The sequence below is a fragment of the Rhizobium sp. BK176 genome (assembly GCF_024808055.1).
In genome coordinates, this window is record NZ_JANUBV010000010.1 from 44,717 (window position 1) to 63,656 (window position 18,940).

13 protein-coding genes are annotated in these 18,940 nt (G+C 61.9%); 12 read left to right on the forward strand and 1 reads right to left on the reverse strand.

All coding sequences use genetic code 11. The features are described 5' to 3' along the window. Nucleotides 1-20: 20 nt before the first annotated feature. The 12 genes from FHT76_RS25545 to FHT76_RS25600 are packed head-to-tail and all read left to right on the forward strand — an operon-like array spanning nt 21 to nt 16,837. Nucleotides 21-1,607, forward strand: a complete 1,587-nt coding sequence (locus FHT76_RS25545; RefSeq protein ID WP_183863949.1) for a DUF4157 domain-containing protein — start codon at nt 21-23, stop codon at nt 1,605-1,607. Nucleotides 1,608-1,617: 10 nt separating this feature from the next. Beyond that, the gene (locus FHT76_RS25550) at nt 1,618-2,265 is read left to right on the forward strand and encodes a hypothetical protein (RefSeq protein ID WP_183756044.1); all 648 of its coding nucleotides are present in this window, start codon (nt 1,618-1,620) and stop codon (nt 2,263-2,265) included. Between the two features lie 9 nt (nt 2,266-2,274). After that, nucleotides 2,275-2,562: a hypothetical protein gene (locus FHT76_RS25555; protein ID WP_183756045.1), complete on the forward strand. Its 288-nt coding sequence runs from the start codon at nt 2,275-2,277 to the stop codon at nt 2,560-2,562. Beyond that, the gene (locus FHT76_RS25560; RefSeq protein WP_183863950.1) at nt 2,559-3,692 is read left to right on the forward strand and encodes a hypothetical protein; all 1,134 of its coding nucleotides are present in this window, start codon (nt 2,559-2,561) and stop codon (nt 3,690-3,692) included. Before FHT76_RS25555 ends, FHT76_RS25560 begins: the two co-directional genes overlap by 4 nt. 12 nt (nt 3,693-3,704) lie before the next feature. Beyond that, a complete protein-coding gene (locus FHT76_RS25565; RefSeq protein ID WP_183863951.1) occupies nt 3,705-4,418 on the forward strand; it encodes a phage baseplate assembly protein V in 714 nt (237 codons plus the stop codon). A 9-nt stretch (nt 4,419-4,427) separates the two neighbouring features. After that, on the forward strand, nt 4,428-4,721 hold the full coding sequence (locus FHT76_RS25570) for a hypothetical protein (RefSeq protein ID WP_183863952.1): 294 nt from the start codon (nt 4,428-4,430) through the stop codon (nt 4,719-4,721). Continuing rightward, a complete protein-coding gene (locus tag FHT76_RS25575; protein ID WP_183756049.1) occupies nt 4,718-5,092 on the forward strand; it encodes a GPW/gp25 family protein in 375 nt (124 codons plus the stop codon). Before FHT76_RS25570 ends, FHT76_RS25575 begins: the two co-directional genes overlap by 4 nt. Before the next feature lie 10 nt (nt 5,093-5,102). After that, the gene (locus tag FHT76_RS25580; protein ID WP_183863953.1) at nt 5,103-7,526 is read left to right on the forward strand and encodes a hypothetical protein; all 2,424 of its coding nucleotides are present in this window, start codon (nt 5,103-5,105) and stop codon (nt 7,524-7,526) included. Then, nucleotides 7,523-11,017 carry a baseplate J/gp47 family protein gene (locus FHT76_RS25585; RefSeq protein ID WP_183863954.1) on the forward strand — a complete coding sequence of 1,165 codons (3,495 nt, stop codon included), beginning with the start codon at nt 7,523-7,525 and terminating at the stop codon, nt 11,015-11,017. The genes FHT76_RS25580 and FHT76_RS25585 overlap by 4 nt, the downstream gene beginning before the upstream one ends. Then, entirely contained in the window at nt 11,017-13,257 is a 2,241-nt protein-coding gene (locus tag FHT76_RS25590; RefSeq protein ID WP_183863955.1) for a hypothetical protein, read from the forward strand. The genes FHT76_RS25585 and FHT76_RS25590 overlap by 1 nt, the downstream gene beginning before the upstream one ends. 12 nt (nt 13,258-13,269) lie before the next feature. After that, nucleotides 13,270-16,509 (forward strand): DUF6519 domain-containing protein, encoded by a 3,240-nt coding sequence (locus tag FHT76_RS25595; protein WP_183863956.1) that lies wholly within the window; start codon nt 13,270-13,272, stop codon nt 16,507-16,509. 10 nt (nt 16,510-16,519) lie between these two features. Continuing rightward, nucleotides 16,520-16,837 carry a hypothetical protein gene (locus tag FHT76_RS25600; protein ID WP_183756054.1) on the forward strand — a complete coding sequence of 106 codons (318 nt, stop codon included), beginning with the start codon at nt 16,520-16,522 and terminating at the stop codon, nt 16,835-16,837. Nucleotides 16,838-17,807: 970 nt separating this feature from the next. Here the strand turns inward: FHT76_RS25600 and FHT76_RS25605 are convergent. Beyond that, nucleotides 17,808-18,812, reverse strand: coding sequence for a LacI family DNA-binding transcriptional regulator (locus FHT76_RS25605; protein ID WP_183756055.1), 1,005 nt, complete (start codon nt 18,810-18,812; stop codon nt 17,808-17,810). Nucleotides 18,813-18,940: the final 128 nt, after the last annotated feature.

Consider the following 18,940-nt stretch of genomic DNA (forward strand, 5'->3'; position numbering starts at 1 on the left):
ACAGGCAAAGGGAGGGAAAAATGACGGCGACGCACGCCCCACTTTGCGCCAGTCGTTGCCACACTGCCCCTGCACGGCACCCGGTCGTTCAGCGCAAGGCAAAACTCGGTGCGGTCAACGACGCGATGGAGCACGAGGCCGACGCCGCCGCCGAGCGGGTGATTTCCGGTCGCTGTGCCAGCATTACTCCGTCATCGGCCGGTTCTACAGTCCGGCGATCGGCCTCGAGTGACGCCGCAAGTGCGGGTGCGGAGGCGGCCGAGCGTGCAGTCACCTCCCGGCCAGGCATGCCGCTCAGCCCATCAGAGCGGTCCTATTTCGAGCCTCAGTTCGGCCGCGACCTGTCAGCGGTGCGCCTGCATGCTGAAGGGGCTGCTGCCCGTGCAGCCGACCATATAGGGGCCAGGGCCTATACCGTCGGACACCACATCGGATTTGCGTCCGGTCAATATCGTCCGACAAGTCTCGAGGGTCGCCGGCTGATGGCGCATGAACTGGCGCATACCGTGCAGCAGGCCGATGGCGTGGTGCGCCGCGACAGTGTCACTGGCGACCCGGACATCGAACTCGGCAAGAAGCTGAGATCGGAAGAATTCAATGACGGCTACAGCCTCGCCTTCTTCGATCCTGACTTCGACCTCATCAAGAAGGCGCAGCCAATGTCGCAGGCACTTGCCGATGCATTTGCGGCGCGCGAACAGGGAATAGGCATCAAGGACGAACGGTTTGATGCGACGTCGCTGGTCTTCGGCAAGGCCATTCGCGGCACGAAGACCGACGGCACCAGCCGCATCCAGGACGTCGTTCCGCGTCTTGCGGGCGTGGTCGGGAGAGCGTTGGCGAAGGTCCCTGCGGCAGGCGCAGCGACAAGTGCGACGCCCGGCAGGATCAAGTCACTTGCGATTTTCGCGCATGGCACGCCCAGCTGGTGCAGCCTCAATGTAACGTCGTCAAACGCGCCCGGCATCTTCAAGACGATTGCACCATTCCTGTCGAATACGGCCCGGATCATCCTCTACACCTGCAGCTCCGCAAAGGGTGTCACGGAAAATCTCGGGTCGAACAAGGAAGATGTCTACCGCAGGGGCTCGTTCGAGCCCGGTGGCAAGGATTCGCTTGCCGCCGTTGTCCGCGACACCCTGGTCGACGCCGGTGTCGGCAATGTCAGCGTATGGGGCCATACGGGTGCCGGCCACCCGACAGAAAACTGGTCGCTCCGATTCTTCACCGGCGCCACCGGCAAGGGATCGCCAGGAAGAGGCTTCGTTGCATCCTTTCTGGCAGTCGAGCCGGTCATTGCGGCGGCAGTTACGGTGCTGGCTGCAGAAATTGCCCGACAGGGATTTGCGGTCGACACGTCGAACCCCGCGTTCAAGGCTGAGGCCGGACGGCTTGCCGCGAACGGGATCTACCTCGCATATGCCGAGATGCATTGGGACAAGTCATTGCCGGTCAAGCCGGCCGAACAGGCACCAACCGCATCGGCCGGGGTGGCCACCCAAGCCATCGCCCACTTCGAGAATGTTTATTGGCCGAAGCAGGTGCCTAACCTTGCTCGGATGCTGATCGCATCGCTCGGCTTAAAGAAACAACCCGCCGCACCATAGGAGCAGGATCATGACCGCATCGCCACGATGGCCAAAGGTGCAGAAAGGCGGAATCGTCGCGTTTCAGCCGCCTGATCCGCTGCCAATTGTCGTTGCATTCCAGTACAATCCTGACGAGGTGACGCGCCAGATCGCCGGGCGTTCGGCCTCGGGCGGTGGACGCGGCGACGCCCGCCGCCTCAACGGCCCGCCCGACGAAACGCTGACGTTTTCGGTCGAGATCGATGCTGCCGACCAGCTCGAGAAGCCGGGGCAGAACGGCGTCACCGTCGCAAATGGTCTCCATCCGGCGCTCGCCGCGCTCGAAAAGCTGGTCTACCCCGCCTATTCCATGGTGCTGGCCAACGAGGTCATCGCGCTTGCGGGCGGTGCTTTCATCCTGGCGGAAAACGCTCCCATGGCCTTCCTCGTCTGGGGGGCACACCGCGTCCTGCCTGTGCGCCTCGAAAGCCTGTCGGTGCGCGAGGAGGCCTTTGACCAGTCGCTCAACCCGATCAGGGCCCGCGCAGATTTGACGCTGAAGGTGCTCACCTATCGCGATCTCAGCATCGTCGACCCTGGCTACTTCGTCTATCTCGCGGCACTGACGCAGAAGCAGGCGATGGCCGCACAGGAGACCTTCGGCGCCCGCTCCGGCCTTCAGGCCCTTGTTCCATAGGAGGATAGGATGTTCTTCCGAGGCAGCCGTTACGAATCCATTCCCGAGGCGCAGTACAAAGGTGCCGACGGGCGGGTCATCCGCTACAAGCGCATGCGGTTCATTCCAGCAACCTCGGGAAGCCGCAGCTACGTCGTCGGCAGCGGCGACAGGCCGGATCTGGCAAGCGCCTCGACGCTCGGGGATCCTGAACGCTTCTGGCAACTCTGCGACATCAACCGGGTGATGCGCCCGGTCGATCTGACCGATCAGCCCGGCACGATCATATCGGTCCCCTCACCGGGAGATCTCGCATGACGATCCTGCCGTCATTCTTCCTGGTCCAGATCGCCAAGGCGCCGCTGCCGCGCTTGCTGATCGAAGCACTAAGCTCGATCGAGGTGGAAACGGCAGTCGGCCGTGCGTCGATGGTACGGCTGAGTTTCGACCTCAGCCGCAACTTCATGGGCGACTATGACGCGGCAGCACTTCCGATCTTCCGGCCAAACACGCCCCTGACCATTCGGCTGGCGCTTGGCGTTCCCGTTCCCTTCGCGCTTGTCAACGCCTATGTCACGGAGACACGGCTTCTTGCCGGCAATGATCCCGGCCGCTCCATTCTCGAGGTTGTCGGCGCCGACGCGCTTGGGACACTGATGGGGCAGCGTCGCGCACCCAAGACATGGCCCAACTGCCCGGACAGCGTCGTCGCCACGGCGATCTTCGGCAGCTATGGCATCATTCCCGACGTGTTGCCGACCCCGCCGCAGCGCACGACGCTCGATACGACAACCACCCAGCGCAGTTCGGATTCCGTCTACCTCAGCCAGCTCGCCTATCGAAACGGCTTCGATCTGTATGTTGCCCCCGAACCGTTCAGCGGCCTCGACATCGGACACTTCCGACCGCCACTGAGCCTGCCGGTGCCGCAGGGTGTGCTGTCGATCGACTTCGGACGCCAGACCAACCTGCGCTCCTTCAATGCCTTCAACGACATGCAGCGACCGGTCTCGATGCTTGGCTTCACCTCGGAGCCGAAGACACGCCTGCCGCTGCCCTACATTGCACCGGCTGCGAGCGAACTGCCGATGGGCATGGAACCCAATCTCCTGCGCATCCTGCCTCCGCCTGTCGACCGGATATCTGCGACGGATGCGGCAAGCCCGCAGGAGGCACAGTCGTCGGCCCTTGCCAGGGCGACCGCCTCGAGCCGTTCGGTCAGCTGCCGCGGCGAAGTCGACGGGATCAAGTTCGCCAGGGCGTTGCGATGCGGGCAAACCGTGCTGGTACGCGGCGCAGGTCGGGAAAACAGCGGCCTCTACTACGTCGATTCCGTCACCCACCGGATATCACGCGACGATTACGCCCAGAGTTTTTCCGGTTGGCGCAATGCTGTCGGGCTGACCGGCGCCGAAATCTTCATCGACCCCTTTGCCGCGATTGCATGAAAGGAGCAGGACGTGAACGATCTCCTAGCCGCAGCCGACCATAGCCAGGCGCACTATGAACGCTTCTATGGCAAGTATCGCGGGATTGCGACCGATGTGAATGACCCAAGCAGGCTTGGCCGCATCAAGGCGCGCATTCCCTCGCTGCTCGAGGATTTCGAGACGGGATGGGCGACACCCTGTGCGCCCTACGCCGGAACGACATCAGGCTTCTTCTCGCTGCCGCCGGTCGGTGCGGGCGTGTGGATCGAGTTTGAAGGCGGGGACATTTCGCGACCGATCTTTGCCGGCTGTTATTGGGGCCTGGCCGAGGCCCCGATGGCGCCGCCAGCCTCTCCACCCGATCCCATGACCAAGGTCTGGCGCAGCGACCTTGGGCTGACGATCGCGCTTGACGACAAGCAACAGACGATCACGCTCTCCGATCCGGCCGGCGCCAACCAGATCGTGCTCGACGTCAGGCAGTCGACTGTGACCCTGCGCGGGCTCGCCAAGGTTGTCTTCGAAAGCAGCAAGATCTTCGAGGGAAGCGCGGTCGCATTTCATCCGGCGGTCCATGGCGACCAGCTGATGACCTATCTCAACACGCTGGTGACGATCTTCAACACACACCTGCATGTGGGGCAGATGGCGGCAGGGATCCTCCCGGTGACGCCGGCGCCCTCTGTGGTTCAGATGATGCCGCCACCACCGTCTCTTCTCTCGACCAAGGTCACACTGGATTAGGGGCTTACGATGGCGATCAAACCAGGCAATTTCTCATCCGATCCAGACGATGCCATGAGCTTCGTCAATTCGATGGCCGAAGCGATGGAGAAGGAGCTGAACAAGCTCCTGGTGCTCGATGGCCTTGAGCCCCTTTCAACGTCGAACACCGACCGCGACGTACGCGCGCGGCGGCGCATGTTCGTCGCGATTGCCCGTGGGGTTGCGCTGCATCTTTCTGACCATCCGGAAGCATTCAGGCTAGTTCCCGCCATCGGCGGGGCCACGATCCGTGTCGACGCCATAGAGGTGGTATCACAATGAACGCAATTTCCCGCCATCTCGACGTTCCATTCGGCATCGACGCACAGGGGCGGACGCGAACGACCGGCGACGATGATCATGTCAGGGACATGATCAAGCTTGTCCTCTTCACCGAGCCTGGCGAGCGCGTCAACAGGCCGGATTTTGGCTGCGGGCTGAAGCAGCTCGTGTTTGCTCCTTCTTCCGATGCCCTGGTTGCGGCCGTCGAGGCTCTCGTTCACGGCTCGCTGATCCGCTGGCTCGATTCGGTCATCACGATCGAATCCGTCGCGGTTCGTGCAGACGAGTCCACGCTCGATATCGAAATCACCTATGCCAGGATCGACACCGGCGCGCGCCATCTCGACCTGTTCGTGCGGCAGATCGGCTGAGGAGGTGGCAATGACACGCTTGCGCCAGGGTTTGATCGATTGCGGTGAAGACAAGCGCCGCGGAATGCTTGCGAGCGCTGCCCATCCGCTGAATGGCATTGACTTCGTCGAATACACGCGCACGCCGAGCACGCATCAACTCACGGTGACTTTCGTAAAGGCGAGGCCCGCTTCACCGGCTCTCGACAAAAGCCATTTTAGCATTGCGGGTGGCCTACGCATCACCGGAATCGATGTGGAGTCGATCGTGCTGCCCGCGGCGTCACAGAAGTCGGTGATCCTGATGCTGAGCGCCGAGGGCGATTTCTCGACCTATGTCGTTCGCGTGCAGCATCCGCAAGTCGACATGGAGCTCAGCGAGGTGAGCTTCGGCTTCAAGGCATCCTGCCCCTCGCCCTTCGATTGCCGAAGCGATTGCGACTGTGGTGAAGGCGCCCTGGAGGAACCCGCCCTCGACTATCTTGCGCGTGACTATCAGAGCTTCAGGCGGATGCTTCTCGACCTTATGAGCGCCCGCAATCGCGACTGGACGGAGCGCCTGCCCCCCGACCTCGGCGTTTCGCTCGTCGAACTCTTCGCCTATGCCGGCGACTATCTGAGCTATTTCCAGGATGCGGCTGCAACGGAAGCTTATCTTGATACCGCCTTGCACCGTGTCTCGGTCAAGCGGCACACACGCCTCATCGACTACCCGGTGCATGACGGCGCCAATGCGCGAACCCCTGTGCATTTCAACGCCGTCTCGGCAGGCACTGTCGATGCCGGGACAAGGGTGTGCACACGGATCGCACGTCCCCTGGCCGGCGCGACCGACCTGCCCGGAACCGTGATCCCGATTGATACCGGTTTTGCGAAAGACCCGGCCTTGTCAGAGGTCGTCATCTTCGAGACGGAAACAGTGCTTGAGGTACGGCCCGAGCACAACGAGCTGCGCATCCACACATCAGGCAACAGCGATTGCTGCCTTGGCGCCGGCTGCACAGAAGTTCATCTCTACCACCTGTCGGGCGATGGCCACGCGACACGACCGTCGCTGGGTCCTGGCGATCTTCTCCTTCTGGAAGAGGTCAGAAGCGCCAGGACCGGAGAGGCCGTTGATCGAAACCCGTCGCACCGATGGGTCGTGCAGCTCGTCGAGGCATCAGAGACGACGGACGAGGCACTGACGGATCAGCTTGCACCACGCCTCAGTGTCGCGGACCCCGCCCTGCCACTGCTACGGGTCCGATGGAGCACAGCAGAGGCGCTCCCCGAAGCCGTGCAGATATCAGCTGTCGGGGCCGATCTTCTTCCAATCGATCCCGTGACGGTCGCGCGGGGCAATGTCGTCGCCGCCGATCACGGTCTCACGATCTTTCTGGATTCGGCCCGCGGTGAACTGGACCTGCCTGTGGAATCAGGCAGCCGCTACCCTCTCGCAACGTTGGCCGTGCCCGCAACGCCGCTGACGCAGACGAAATATGGGCCTGCCATCGAACTCGTTCTCTCGCTTGCCGGGCAGGAAGACCAGATCTGGTCAGCAGTCCCTGATCTTTTCGACTGCACCCCCTACGACCGCAACTTCGTCGCCGAGGTGGGCGATGATGGCGCACCAACGCTACGCTTCGGTGACGACATCTATGGACGCATGCCACGCGGAGCTGAGCGAGCGCGGTTGACCATGCGCATTGGCAACGGCAGTGACGGCAACATTGGTAGCGGCTCGCTTTTCCATATTGCCGCCGCGACCGGCGTGGTCGATGCCGTATATCAGCCAGTTTCGGCAACTGGCGGAACGGCACCACGATCGACGGCCGAGGTGAAACGACTGGCTCCGGCGGCATTCCGCGCTGAGCAGTTTCGTGCCGTCACCGAGGACGACTGGCGCAACGCCGCGCTCAGGCAGATCGAGGTTCTGGATGCGCGCGCCGTCTTCCGCTGGACGGGCAGCTGGCACACCATCTTCGTCGCCATTCATCCGCGCGACGAACGCAATCTCCTGCCAACGGCTGGTGGTGGCTTTGCTCTGGAAAGCCGGTTTGCCGGACGGATTGACGGTCACCTCCGCCGGTTCAAGCTCGCGGGCTATGACCTTGCCATAACAAGCGCGGTCTACGTTCCGATCGAAATTGCCGTGACACTATGCGTCGCCCGTGGATATTTTCCCGGCGACGTTGCGGCTGCCGTCAAGAAAACCCTGGAAGGCTTCTTTGACCAGCTCGGCGCCCGCTTCGGAAAGCCGGTCTATCTGTCAAAGATCTACGCCGCGATCGAACTGATCGAGGGACTAGAATCGGCCAACGTGACGCGCTTCAAACGCTACTGGGAGCCGCAGCGCGACTGGCTCGATCGCGGTGTCATCGATATCGGCGCCTTTGAGATAGCGCGGCTCGACAACAATCTGAGCGCTCCCGAATTCGGCGTGCTCGTCCTCGAAACGGCGGGAGCACGATGATGGGCAACGCCTGTTCCGATCCCTTCTGTGGCTGCGGCAGCGACGCTGCGCTTGTGCCGCTCGACGTCTTCAACCGCCCGGGTCTCAGTGCACTCTCCTATCGCATAGGAACCTTTGCGAGCTTTCGCCTGAAGATGCTCGAGGGCCTTGCGAAGGACCCTGCTTTGTCGCAGCTGACATCCCGCGAGCCGGACGACTACGCGGTTTCGCTGATCGAGATGTTCTCGGCGATGGCCGACGTCATGACCTTCTACAGCGAACGGATCGCCAACGAATATTTCCTTGGTACGGCCCGGGAAAGAGCCTCGGTCGAGCAACTCGTGCGGCTGATCGGGCATGAGCTGTCTCCAGGGCTTGCCGCCACCGCAATGCTTGCATTCGACCTTGAGGACGGCGCGCGTGTGCGCATCCGCAAGGGCCTGCCTGTGATGTCGATCCCGGGACAGGACGAGGTCCCGCAGACATACGAGACAATCGAGGAACTGGTTGCGCATGGTGATCTCAATGCGGCGCGCGCCTTCGCCGCGCCTGTGGCGCTTGCTGCATTTGCTGTCGGCCGCGTAGGATTTGCACTTGCCGCGCGGCCGACCGATCTGAGGATCGGTGATATTCTCGTCATGTCAGACGGCGAACTGTTCGAGGAAAAACGCGTCCAGGCGATCGAAGACGAATGGGGCGGTCTTGCGCTGCGCTTCACTCCGCCGATCCAGGTCAATGGATTTGCCACTGAGCGCACCCAGCTGCGCAAGTTCGAGCGACGCCTGGCGTTGTTCGGATGCAATGCCCCTGCGACCGTACAGCTCTATTCCACCAGTCCGTCGATCGAGCCCGACAAGCGCTGGTCAACGCATACCATCAGCGATGTACTGACGCCCTCGGGCGATGGGTTCTATGCGCTCGAAACCAGTATACAGGGCCTGTCGTCGGGCACGCGTGTCCTCATCGACACAGGGGACGCCACCCCGCGCCGGCTCACTGCAGCTGTCGACACGACGCGTGAGGGGAGCGCTACCGTTTCCACCACCGATGGCCTCGATGTTTCGCAGCTGGCCCAGACGGTGACGCATGCCCGCTTTACGCGGACATTTGCCGGCCGGCCGGCCGTTACGGCCTCTGGATCACAGACCGAGATCGTCAGTCGCGACGGCGCAAACAGGCTCACCGCCTTCCTGCCGATGGCGGGCTTTGCCGCAGCGACACAGTCGATCGATGCCGTGGCAGTCACCGGCAACCCCGTCCTCGTGGCGAGCTCCTCCTCCAGCAGGCTTTTCGTCCGGAACGCCGAACGGGCGCTGATCGGACTGACGCGCGCCGGCGTGCGCTTTGAGGCACTGGTCGACTATGGAGGCATCCTGACCAGTGATCCGGCAGCCCTCTCGCTCGCCAACGGCGAACTCCTTGTCTTCGGGCGCGGAACCGACCAGCGCCTCTGGGTCATCGGTGTTGGGGCGCCAACATCCGCATGGACATCACTTGGCGGCTTCCTGACGTCGGCGCCCTGCGCGACGAGCTGGGGTGGAGGACGGGTCGATGTCTTCGTGCGTGGCGCCGACCGGGCCTTGTGGACGCGATCAAGGGAGGCGACATGGTCTTCCTGGACCAGCCTTGCCGGAAGCCTTGCATCGGCGCCGGCTGCCGTCTCCACTCTCCCCGGCCGCATCGATGTGGTTGCCCGCGCCGACGATGGAGGACTTCTGCATCGACGATGGACAGGAACGACCTGGACGGACTGGTTCAATCTCGGTGGCAATCTCGCCGGTCAACCCGCAATTGCTGCACTTCCGGGAGACGAGGTCGCCATTGCGGTTCGGCGTCTCGACAACACGCTCGGTGTCATTGGCCGGCGCGCAAACGCATGGTCCGAATGGCAGGTAATCGACGCCCAACTTGCGTCGGACCCGGTGGTCACACCCGCCTTGGGGATGCTTACGATCGTCGCCCGAAACGACGATGACGTCATCGTCGAGAATGCACGCCAGTCAGGCGGATGGGCTGGCTGGTCGAAACGCGAGGCTCCGGTCAACATTGCGCTTGACCGTCGAAAAAGCCGCATTGTCCAGGTCGGCGCACAGGCGATCGAACCGCGAAGCTTTGACTATCCGAAAGAGCTCGCCGGCAACCAGCTCGTCCTTCGCGCGACGCTTGGGACCGTCGAACTCGGCAAAGGCAGACGGATCCTGATCGAGTCTGGCGAGGTGCAACATGCCGCGACCGTCACCTCGGCATCGCCGGTTTCGGCGATCGCGGGAGAGGCACCCGACCATGTGCTCGTATCGTTTACACCTTCTCTTCCACGACCGCTGACGGCAGTAACCGTCAAGGCCAATATCGCCAATGCCAGCCACGGCGAAACCCAGCCCGAGGAACAGCTTGGCCACGGAGATGCGTCCAGGAGCTTTGCGGAATTCAAGCTGCAGCGCATGCCGCTGACATATCTGCCGGAGCCGGGCAATCTTTTTGGTCGCGCGAACCTTGAGGTCAGGGTCAACGGCGTGCTCTGGTCGCCGGTCCCCGACCTCTTTGGCCGCAAGCCTTCCGAAGAAGTTTATACGGTGAAGACAGGCGATGACGGCATCTCAACCGTCGGCTTCGGTGACGGGCGTACGGGTCGCAGGCTGCCGACTGGGGTCCTTGCCGTTACTGCGCGGTACCGAAAGGGTCTTGGCCTTGCGGGTCGCGTGCGTCCCGGCCAACTCGCCTTGCCGCTGGAAAGGCCAGTCGGCCTTCGCGCCGTTGCCAACCCGATGGCCTCGATTGGCGGCGCCGATCCCGAAGACCGCGACGATGCGCGCAGGAACGCCCCGAACGGCGTCAGGACGTTCGGAAGGGTCGTTTCCATTCAGGATTTCGAATGGCTGGCACTGTCGACGCGCCTCGTCATTCGCGCAACCGCCTCATGGGTCTGGCTCCGGCTTGGAAAGGCGGTTCATGTCAGCGTGCTCGGCGAAGGAGGTATACGCGTGCCCGCCGATCAGCTCGCGCAACTGGCTTCTGCCCTGTCGAATGCCCGCGATCCAAACTGGCCGCTCTATCTTGCCAGTCTGACCCAGGTGCCTCTTACCGTTTCGGCGCGGATTGTTTCCGATCCCCGTTTCGAGCGCGACGCCGTCATGGAGAATGCCCATGCCGCGCTGATGGCAGCCTTCCGGCATGACAGGATCACCCCCGGAATGCCAGTTCATCTCAGCCACGTCTACGCGGCCCTGCAACAGGCCGAAGGCGTCGTCGCCGCCGACGTGGACCTCTTTCATCTCAAGGGACACGAGGCAATGACGCCCGCGGAGCAGAAGATCCGCGCCGTCAGTTCCGGGCCGCTGCAAAAACACATCCGCCTGTTTCTCGCCCGTCCGCTGCCGACGAACCCGTTGCTCATCGATCGGTTCGCAAGGCGCGGCTTCGACAATGGCGTCGTGCCGCCGGTGCTTGCGGCAGAACAGGCCTTCATCGAAGACCCGCGCGACGTGACGCTGACTGCTGTGGAGGCGCTCTGATGGCATACTCGAATGCCGCCACCGACAAACTCTTCAACCTGCTTCCTGCCTATCTGCGCGATGAGGATGCCCGAAACGGCGGCGCGCTGAAGGCGCTTCTTGCTGTGGTCGAAACGGCTGCAAACGACATCGAGGACGACATTCGCCAGCTCCATGCCAATGCCTTCATCGAGACCTGCGAGCCCTGGGTCGTTCCCTATATCGGCGAGCTTGTCGGCAATATCAGGCTTTCCTCGACCGAAGCCGAGCCTGTTTCGAGCGCGGCGCGTGAGATTTTTCCGGATTTGCGCGGACCGCGGCTCGAGCCCCTTCCAGCGCTTCGAACAAGGGCGGATGTCGCCAAGACGATCTACTATCGCCGGCGCAAGGGCACGTTGCCGATGCTCGAGGAGCTCGCTCGCGACATTACCGGCTGGCCTGCCCACGCCGTCGAATTCTTCGAGAGGCTCGTCTGGACGCAAGCTGTCCGCAACCGGCTTCGTCCGGAAGCGCTCACGCCTGACGTGCGCAAGGTCGAAAGCTGCAGACGCCTGAATACCGCGTTCGACGGCATGAGCCACACCGTCGATGTGCGCCCCCCATCCCGCAGCGAAGGCTGGCACAACGTCCGCAATGTCGGCTTTTTCCTCTGGCGTCTTGGCGCCTATCCGCTGAGCAGGGCCACGCCGAGACGCCTCGGCGACTTTCGCTATCACTTCAGTCCGCTCGGCAACCAGGCACCCTTGTTTTCAGCAAGGCGACGCGAAGCCGTCGAGACCGAGCTTGCGACTGAACTCGACGTGCCGCAGCCAATCGATCCGGCACGCTTCCACAAGGACCTCGCCGATAGTGCAGCAATGCCCTCGCCACCCAGTCACACCGAGTTCTACGGCCCTTTCGACAGGACACCAGGTCATACCGCTGCTCCGGATCAGAGCATATTCATGGTGGTCGATGGCATCGAGGTGCCGGCCACCTCTATCCGTTGCGCCGACCTGTCGACCTTCAGGCAGCCTGCAGACGCCACGGTCCTCATTGACGTGACGCGTGGCCGCTTTGCCCTCGGCGCCCTGTTTGCGACCGATCCCGTGGTTGAGATCAGCTACCACTACGGGTTCCCGACGGACCTTGGGGGCGGACCATACCAACGTCAGGCATGGCTGACGGATCCTGTCCGGGCGGAGCTTGCCGCAACCTATCTGGTGGATACCAGCGGACTGCCCGGCACCTTCTCCACGATCGGTGCTGCCCTGCAGCAATGGAGGGACGACGCGCGCCCGCGTGCGCTGATCCGCATCGGCGACAACCGAAGCTATGTGGAAGCCATTGCCATTGATCTTGACGTGTCGCAGCGAGGTGAATTCCTGGCGATTGAAGCGGCAGACGGAATGCGCCCGCATCTCCAGCTGGATGGAGCAATGACGGTCACAGGCAATCATCCTGACTTTGTCCTGACGCTCGGCGGGCTACTGATCGAGGGGCAGGTCCGTGTTGAAGACACAATTTCGCGGCTTCGTCTTATCCACACTACGCTGGTGCCGGGTCTTGGCATCGTCGACGGATCGTCGCCGTCTGGCGACCCCAGCATCGTGGCGCTGGCGGGATCGCCGGCGACCCCTCTCAACGTAGGGCTTTCGGTCGAGCTCGTCTTTTCGATCAGCGGATCGATCGCAATGCCCCGCCTTTCGCGGCATCTGATCCTGCTCGACAGCATTGTCGACGGAGCGCTTATGCCAGCGCCCGATTATGCAGCACCCGATGCCACCGGTCCGATGCTTTATGCCGAGCGGAGCACCGTGCGCGGCACGGCAAACCTGCGCGGTATCGAATACGCTTCAACCTCCATCTTCGAGAACCAGGTCACCTGCGAGCGGGTTCAGGAGGGCTGTGTCCGGTTTTCCTATGTCCATCCTCTGTCGCGGGTGCCTCGTCGCTATCGCTGCCAACCCGATCTTGCCGAAGCCCTGGAGATCGAGGTTGCCGGGCAAGCGACCGCGCTCACTGCGGCTGATCGTCAGCAGATCCGAGATCGTGTGCGATTGCGGCTGAAGCCCGAATACACCGCCGAACCCTACGGCCAACCCGCTTACCTGCAGCTGGCGCTCGATGGGCCGCCGGAAATTGCAACAGGTGCCGAAGACGGATCCGAGATGGGTGCCTACTGCCATCTCAAGCAGCCGCAGCGCGAGCGCAATCTGCGCACGCGTCTCGAAGAATACCTGCCCTTCGGCCTCGACTACGGCTTCATCTACGTGACCTGAGGAGAGTGACTAATGTCCGGCGACTATTCACGGTTTACGCACGATGTCAGAAAGCGCTTTTCAAGTGTGCTCATCCAGCAGGGTCGCGTGCAGCTCGATGCCGACTGGAACGAGGCGGCCGACATTGCCCGGGAAAGGTTGAGGGTTCAGGCACTCGACACCTTCGGTCCTGTCGGTGTGCCACATGCCACGACCCCTGATGCATTCAAGGTGACGGCACCGGTTGCCGACGATTTCAAACTTGGCAAGGGGCGCCTTTACGTGGATGGTCACCTCGCCGAGATCTTGCAAGGCGAGAACGTCAGCTACCAGGCGCAGCCATTCCTTCCTGACCCACCGGCGATTGGCGGCGTCAACTACAATGTCTACCTGGATCTCTGGGAGCGGGAAGTCACCTATATCGAGGACAACGACCTCCTCGACAAGGCGCTTGGCGGCGTGGACACGGCAACGCGCGTCCAGCAGGTATGGCAGGTGAAGACTGAACCGGCCGCCGCACAGACACCTGCTGCATGTGGCGCGTTTACCGGAACTCCGCCTTCAGGTGGACGCATGTCCGTGGCGGCTGTTGCGCCTCCTGCGCCGGAGGACCCATGCATTGTTCCGCCACTGACCGGCTATCGCGGCCTCGAGAACCGGCTTTACCGGATCGAGATCCAGACCGCCGGCCCACTTGGCACTGCATCATTCACCTGGTCCAGGGACAATGCTTCCCTGGTCACGACCGTCGCCGAGATAGCGACCGCGTCTGGTAGGTCTTCGCTTACCGTTCACCGGATCGGCCGGGATCGTGTGACGCGCTTTGCGATCGGCGACTGGGTATGCGTCACCGATGATCACCGGGACCTTCATGGTGAAGCCGGCGAGATGGCGCAGATCGAAGATATAGACGAGGCGAACGCCATCTTCAGACTTGACCGGACGATTGGCGCGACAGGACGGCCATTCGCAACCGCGCCCGCGGACCTGCTAGCACGCCACACCCGCGTCCGAAAATGGGATCAGTCCTCATCCGATCCCCTCGTCGGCGCAGACGGCACGATCCCGACGGCCACAGGACCGGTCGCCATCGAGGAGGGCATCGAGGTCAGCTTTTCGACGGTGGGTAGTGAAGGTTTCCATGTCGGAGACTACTGGCTCTTTTCAGCGCGCACCGCAGATGCTTCGGTGGAGGAATTTACCGCGGCACCGCCGCGCGGCATCATCCATTCCTACGTACAGCTTGCCGCGGTGAACGGACCCGATGTCAGCGATTGCCGGCCGCAACCCGAAACCAGCCAGGGATGCTGCACGTTCGTCCTGAACCCCGGCGACGACATCCAGCTTGCGATCGACCAGCTGCCCGCTTCGGGGGGATGTGTCTGCCTCAAGACCGGCATCCACAGGCTTCGTGCACCACTCTTCATCAGCCGCAATGATGTCAGTCTCCATGGCGAAAGCACAGGAGCAATCGTCGAGACCGGCGAAGGGCCACTCCTGACGGTTTCCGGCCGTCGCCACCGGATCCACGAGCTGCAGTTCAGACGACGGCGCGGCGGTCCGGCCATGATAAGCTTGGTGCGCGTCGAGGACTGCATTGTCGACGATTGCCTCATTTCAGGGGGTGGCGGGGAAGACGGTGGCATCGGCATTGCGATTGCCAGTGCCCAACGGGTTGATATCAGGCGCTGCACGATCTCGGGTACGGATGTGAATGTGCAGATCACAGGCAGCCGCACGCGCCTGCTGACGATTGCCGATTGCTTCCTTGCGGGCATCAGGCGCGATGGTGCCGAGGATGGAGGGTTACCCGCTACTGCGGGAATACTCCTGCAGGATGGCGGAGACTTCAGTCGGATCGAAGACTGTGTCATCGGTGGAACCGCAAACGGAATCGTCTGCCTGGAGAGGCAGATGGACGTTCCGCTCGAGGGGCTTACCGTTACCGGCAACAGGATCGAATGCGTCGCGTCCCGACCGGTCCTTTCGACACGCAACATGGGTATCGGCGTGATAGCCGAGAGTACTACTGTTTCCTGCAACTCGGTGACCATGGAGCGATCGCCAGAATTTGCGCCGGTTACCGCAATCGCTCTCGGCGGCCTCGGTCTGAGGGTCGAGGATAACGAGGTCAGCATCGCGTCGCCCCGAGGCAACGGCCCGCCGAGCATCGGTATGCATTTCGGCTGGAACGGCCAACAGGGAAATGTCATCACGATCGACGGACTGGTCGCGGGCAATCAGATCAGGGATGCAGAGGTCGGGCTTTTTGCGGAGGCGACGCAATCCAGTGCGCTGTCGGGCAATGTAATCAGCTATCGTGCCCGGGAACGCGCAGCGCTGGCAGCCGGCCTGCTGATCTTCAATGCCCATGGCAACCGGTTTGACGGCAACAGGATCGAAGGCACGAGTTTCGGTATTGTTGCAGTCTCAGGCGAGAACAACACTATCGAGCGCAACACCGTCGCGGGCGGCATTGTCGGGATCGGGATGGTTCGCGAGATCAATGCGTCCCTGTCTTCGAATGATATTGATGCTCAGGAACGCTTCGGCATCTTCTGCTTCGACAGCCGTGGGCGCATGGTTGTTCACGGCAACAGTATTGCCAGAACGGGAACCAGAACCGATGAGCTTCCCAAGATCGGCGTCTTTCTGCTCGGGGTATCAGGACAGGCGAGTGTCGAGCGAAACGAGGTGATTGACACGGGCATCGATGTGGATCTCAACCCCTCTCCGGGCGTTGCCATCGGCATTGCTGCCATCCTTTGCCTCGAGGCGGCGATCAGGGATAATATCGTCAACTACAGCGGCGGCTGGGACGGCATTCTCGAGAAACGTGGCCTCAACGTCGAAGACCGAGCCCTTCTGATGCAAGGGATGAGCCTGCCGGGCATCCTGCAGACCGATGGCACCACTGGCTATCCCGCCCTTGTGCAGGGCAACCGCTTCGAAGGCATTGGCTTTTCCGCCCTCGTACAGTTCCTGGAGCGTGACCGCAACGATCCGCTCCTGCGGTTCGAGCGCATAAGCTTTTCAGATAACGACTGCATGCATCGCGTGCCTCGCGAGGCTGAGGCAGCCGTTACGCTGCTTTTGAAGGGACGTCTCGCGCTTGTCTCGGCCAATGCCTTTCGGGCCTTCCCTGGGCAGCCCGCCTGCGTCGACTTTCAGCAGATGACGCGGCCGATCTTTGTTGCCAATTATTTCGTTCGGGCTCCCATTAGCCCTGCGCCGATCCCGGCCGCAATGCTTGCAACCAACATAGACCTTTGAGGAGAAGGCCATGGACATCGAGGAACTGCTCAAACAGCAATCGACCTGGGTCGACCGGTCTGTCGAGATGGCGATGGAAATCACGCGACGCGGCGCCGGCACCACGCCTGACGAAGCTGGCCTCGAACAGGATCGCACGATCCGCGATTTGGAAATCCGGATCAGAAGTCTGGAGACGCGTCGGGAAGCCACGGTGAAGGCCTTCGATACAGCCATCGACGCCGCTCGCAAGACCATCTCCGACATCCAATCAACTCGTCCGAGAAGTGCTCCCCCGACGACGTCAAGAAAACCAACCGCGTCGACGACAAGGTCGCGCAAGAAATAGGTCATTCGTCAGACCGTCGGTGAAGGTATTGTTGAAGCGTTCGCTCCCGCCGGCGGGCGCGAGACAAGTCAAACCGCTCATGCTGCCGGCAGCACCAACCGTCGCGACAGGGCTGAGGGGGGCGAAGTCACACCCGAGGTGCGGCAGGCCGGGGAACCTGACGCCGCCCCTAGCAACTGGTCGGCGGTCGAGTAACCAGAGGCTATGTTGCGTCGCGCTGCCAAGCAGAATTGGAAACGAGGACGCTGTTCTCGATTAGAATGCGCTGGAGGCGGAAGAAGCCCGTCGTGACGTCGTCTCCCTGTCCGGGTCGAGGTGTTGAAGCGACGCCTTAGCACCACCGCCAGGCCGGCCTTCAAGGCGTCGTTATTGTCATTGTCGCCAAGGTGCCGTTGCCGGTGTGGCACTGGCGTTCGGGCCGGCGTTGGAAGCGGACGTATTCGACCGGCTCCAGCTCGCCAGCAGCGATGGCCTCATCCGCCTATGCGCTCGGGATAGCAGCCAAGGCTGCTTGCCGAGCGCATCAAAACTCTTCCAATTTCCATTCCAAAATCCGTTCAAATTATAGGATGCAGGCCATCACTGCCGAAAACTGGCCCTGCCTGCTCCAGATGGTTTCGAAAAAGCCCTTGTGGGTACTTTGCGCCGGCTAGTTTGAACATTTTCCGGCCCTCGAGTCAGGAAGCGCATGTAAGGACTGCCTTACGGATCATCTCGAAGTTAAAATTTTTGCCATGGACATCATAACGGCTGACGCGGCGGTCGTGACAAACGCGCGCAACCGCGCCTCGCTTTCCTCCACCCTGCCCGCGAGCGTTTCTGCTTCGTGACGTCCTGGAATATCACGGCCTGCATCTGCCTCATGCGGACGGCGCGTCTGGGCACCCGAAAGGCGATGGTTTCTTCAGGTCGCATCGCGGTCGTCGCCTGCTATGCCAGCTGGCTAGCGCGGCAGTTTCTTGAACCAGCCTCAATTTTTCACGGGTCCGGCAGAGCGTCGCTCTACAATTCGGGACACCACACGGATGCTGCGTGGCGGCTGTTCCGGCAAGCGTGGCCGTCTGATGCGTTCCAGGAGCAGCTGCAGTGCCGCAGCACCTGTCTCTCTTCCCTCTTGCCTGACCGTTGTCAGTCCTGGCGAAATCTGCATTGCCGCGGAAAAGTCCCCGAAGCCTACGACGGAAACGTCGTCTGGAATACGAAAGCCCTGTCCAAGCAGTTCGGAAACGACAGTCACGGCAAGTCCATCGTGGGCGCAGAAGAAAGCCGTCGGATGCACGCCCTTTCCTCGCAGTTCACCGAGCGCCGTCGCAAACCCCGATTGCTCCTCGAACTGCATGACATGCAGTTGATAATCACTGTTCTGTTCCAGGATCTCGCGCATGCCGTAGTAGCGCTCGTGGCGACCCCGGTAGATCGGCAAGCCATAAACATATGCAATCGACCTATGGCCAAGGCTCGTCAGGTACCGCGCCACCGCCTGCCCGGCCTCATGGTCCGACCCGCTGACGCTGTCGATCTGCTGGAGGGGATCGGTCCAGCCGAGACGTACAATCGTGGCGCCGCCAGCCGCGGCGGCACGCGCTATGCCTTCCGGTGTATGAGGGCCGACAAGGATGAGACCCGCGAAATTGGCACTCAATTCCTCCAGTGCAAGTTCGCTATGTGTCCAGCGAATTCGGATGCCAACGCCAAGCCGCTCAGCCTCCTCCTGTACCCCCGTCTGGATCTGAAAGTTGAGCTCGCTGTTGACGGGGTCGATGTCATGGAAGACGACAGCGATCTCCTCGCTGTCCGACGCCTTGGTGCGAATGACGGGCTTTGTATAGCCCAGTCTTTCCGCGACCCCGGAAATGCGCTTTCGCGTCTCTTCACTGACACCAGACTTGCCGGCGAGCGATCGCGAAACGGCATATTTGGAAAGTCCGACCTCGTCGGCGATGGCCTGGATTGTCACTTTTGTCCTGGTCTTCATATCCGCCTCTTTTCTCGCCGCAGCCCATATGGCGCCCGCAGAAATTAATCTAACATAACGCTTTACCTAACAAAACTCCTATGTAAACCTCACTTACGTCCAAACAATAACAAAAACTATGGACGCTT

Excerpts from the sequence above, each read along its gene's own strand:
- FHT76_RS25545 (WP_183863949.1), top strand. The coding sequence starts at position 21 with ATGACGGCGACGCACGCCCCACTTTGCGCCAGTCGTTGCCACACTGCC.
- FHT76_RS25550 (WP_183756044.1), top strand. The coding sequence starts at position 1,618 with ATGACCGCATCGCCACGATGGCCAAAGGTGCAGAAAGGCGGAATCGTC.
- FHT76_RS25555 (WP_183756045.1), top strand. The coding sequence starts at position 2,275 with ATGTTCTTCCGAGGCAGCCGTTACGAATCCATTCCCGAGGCGCAGTAC.
- FHT76_RS25560 (WP_183863950.1), top strand. The coding sequence starts at position 2,559 with ATGACGATCCTGCCGTCATTCTTCCTGGTCCAGATCGCCAAGGCGCCG.
- FHT76_RS25570 (WP_183863952.1), top strand. The coding sequence starts at position 4,428 with ATGGCGATCAAACCAGGCAATTTCTCATCCGATCCAGACGATGCCATG.
- FHT76_RS25575 (WP_183756049.1), top strand. The coding sequence starts at position 4,718 with ATGAACGCAATTTCCCGCCATCTCGACGTTCCATTCGGCATCGACGCA.
- FHT76_RS25580 (WP_183863953.1), top strand. The coding sequence starts at position 5,103 with ATGACACGCTTGCGCCAGGGTTTGATCGATTGCGGTGAAGACAAGCGC.
- FHT76_RS25585 (WP_183863954.1), top strand. The coding sequence starts at position 7,523 with ATGATGGGCAACGCCTGTTCCGATCCCTTCTGTGGCTGCGGCAGCGAC.
- FHT76_RS25590 (WP_183863955.1), top strand. The coding sequence starts at position 11,017 with ATGGCATACTCGAATGCCGCCACCGACAAACTCTTCAACCTGCTTCCT.
- FHT76_RS25595 (WP_183863956.1), top strand. The coding sequence starts at position 13,270 with ATGTCCGGCGACTATTCACGGTTTACGCACGATGTCAGAAAGCGCTTT.
- FHT76_RS25600 (WP_183756054.1), top strand. The coding sequence starts at position 16,520 with ATGGACATCGAGGAACTGCTCAAACAGCAATCGACCTGGGTCGACCGG.
- FHT76_RS25605 (WP_183756055.1), bottom strand. The coding sequence starts at position 18,812 with ATGAAGACCAGGACAAAAGTGACAATCCAGGCCATCGCCGACGAGGTC.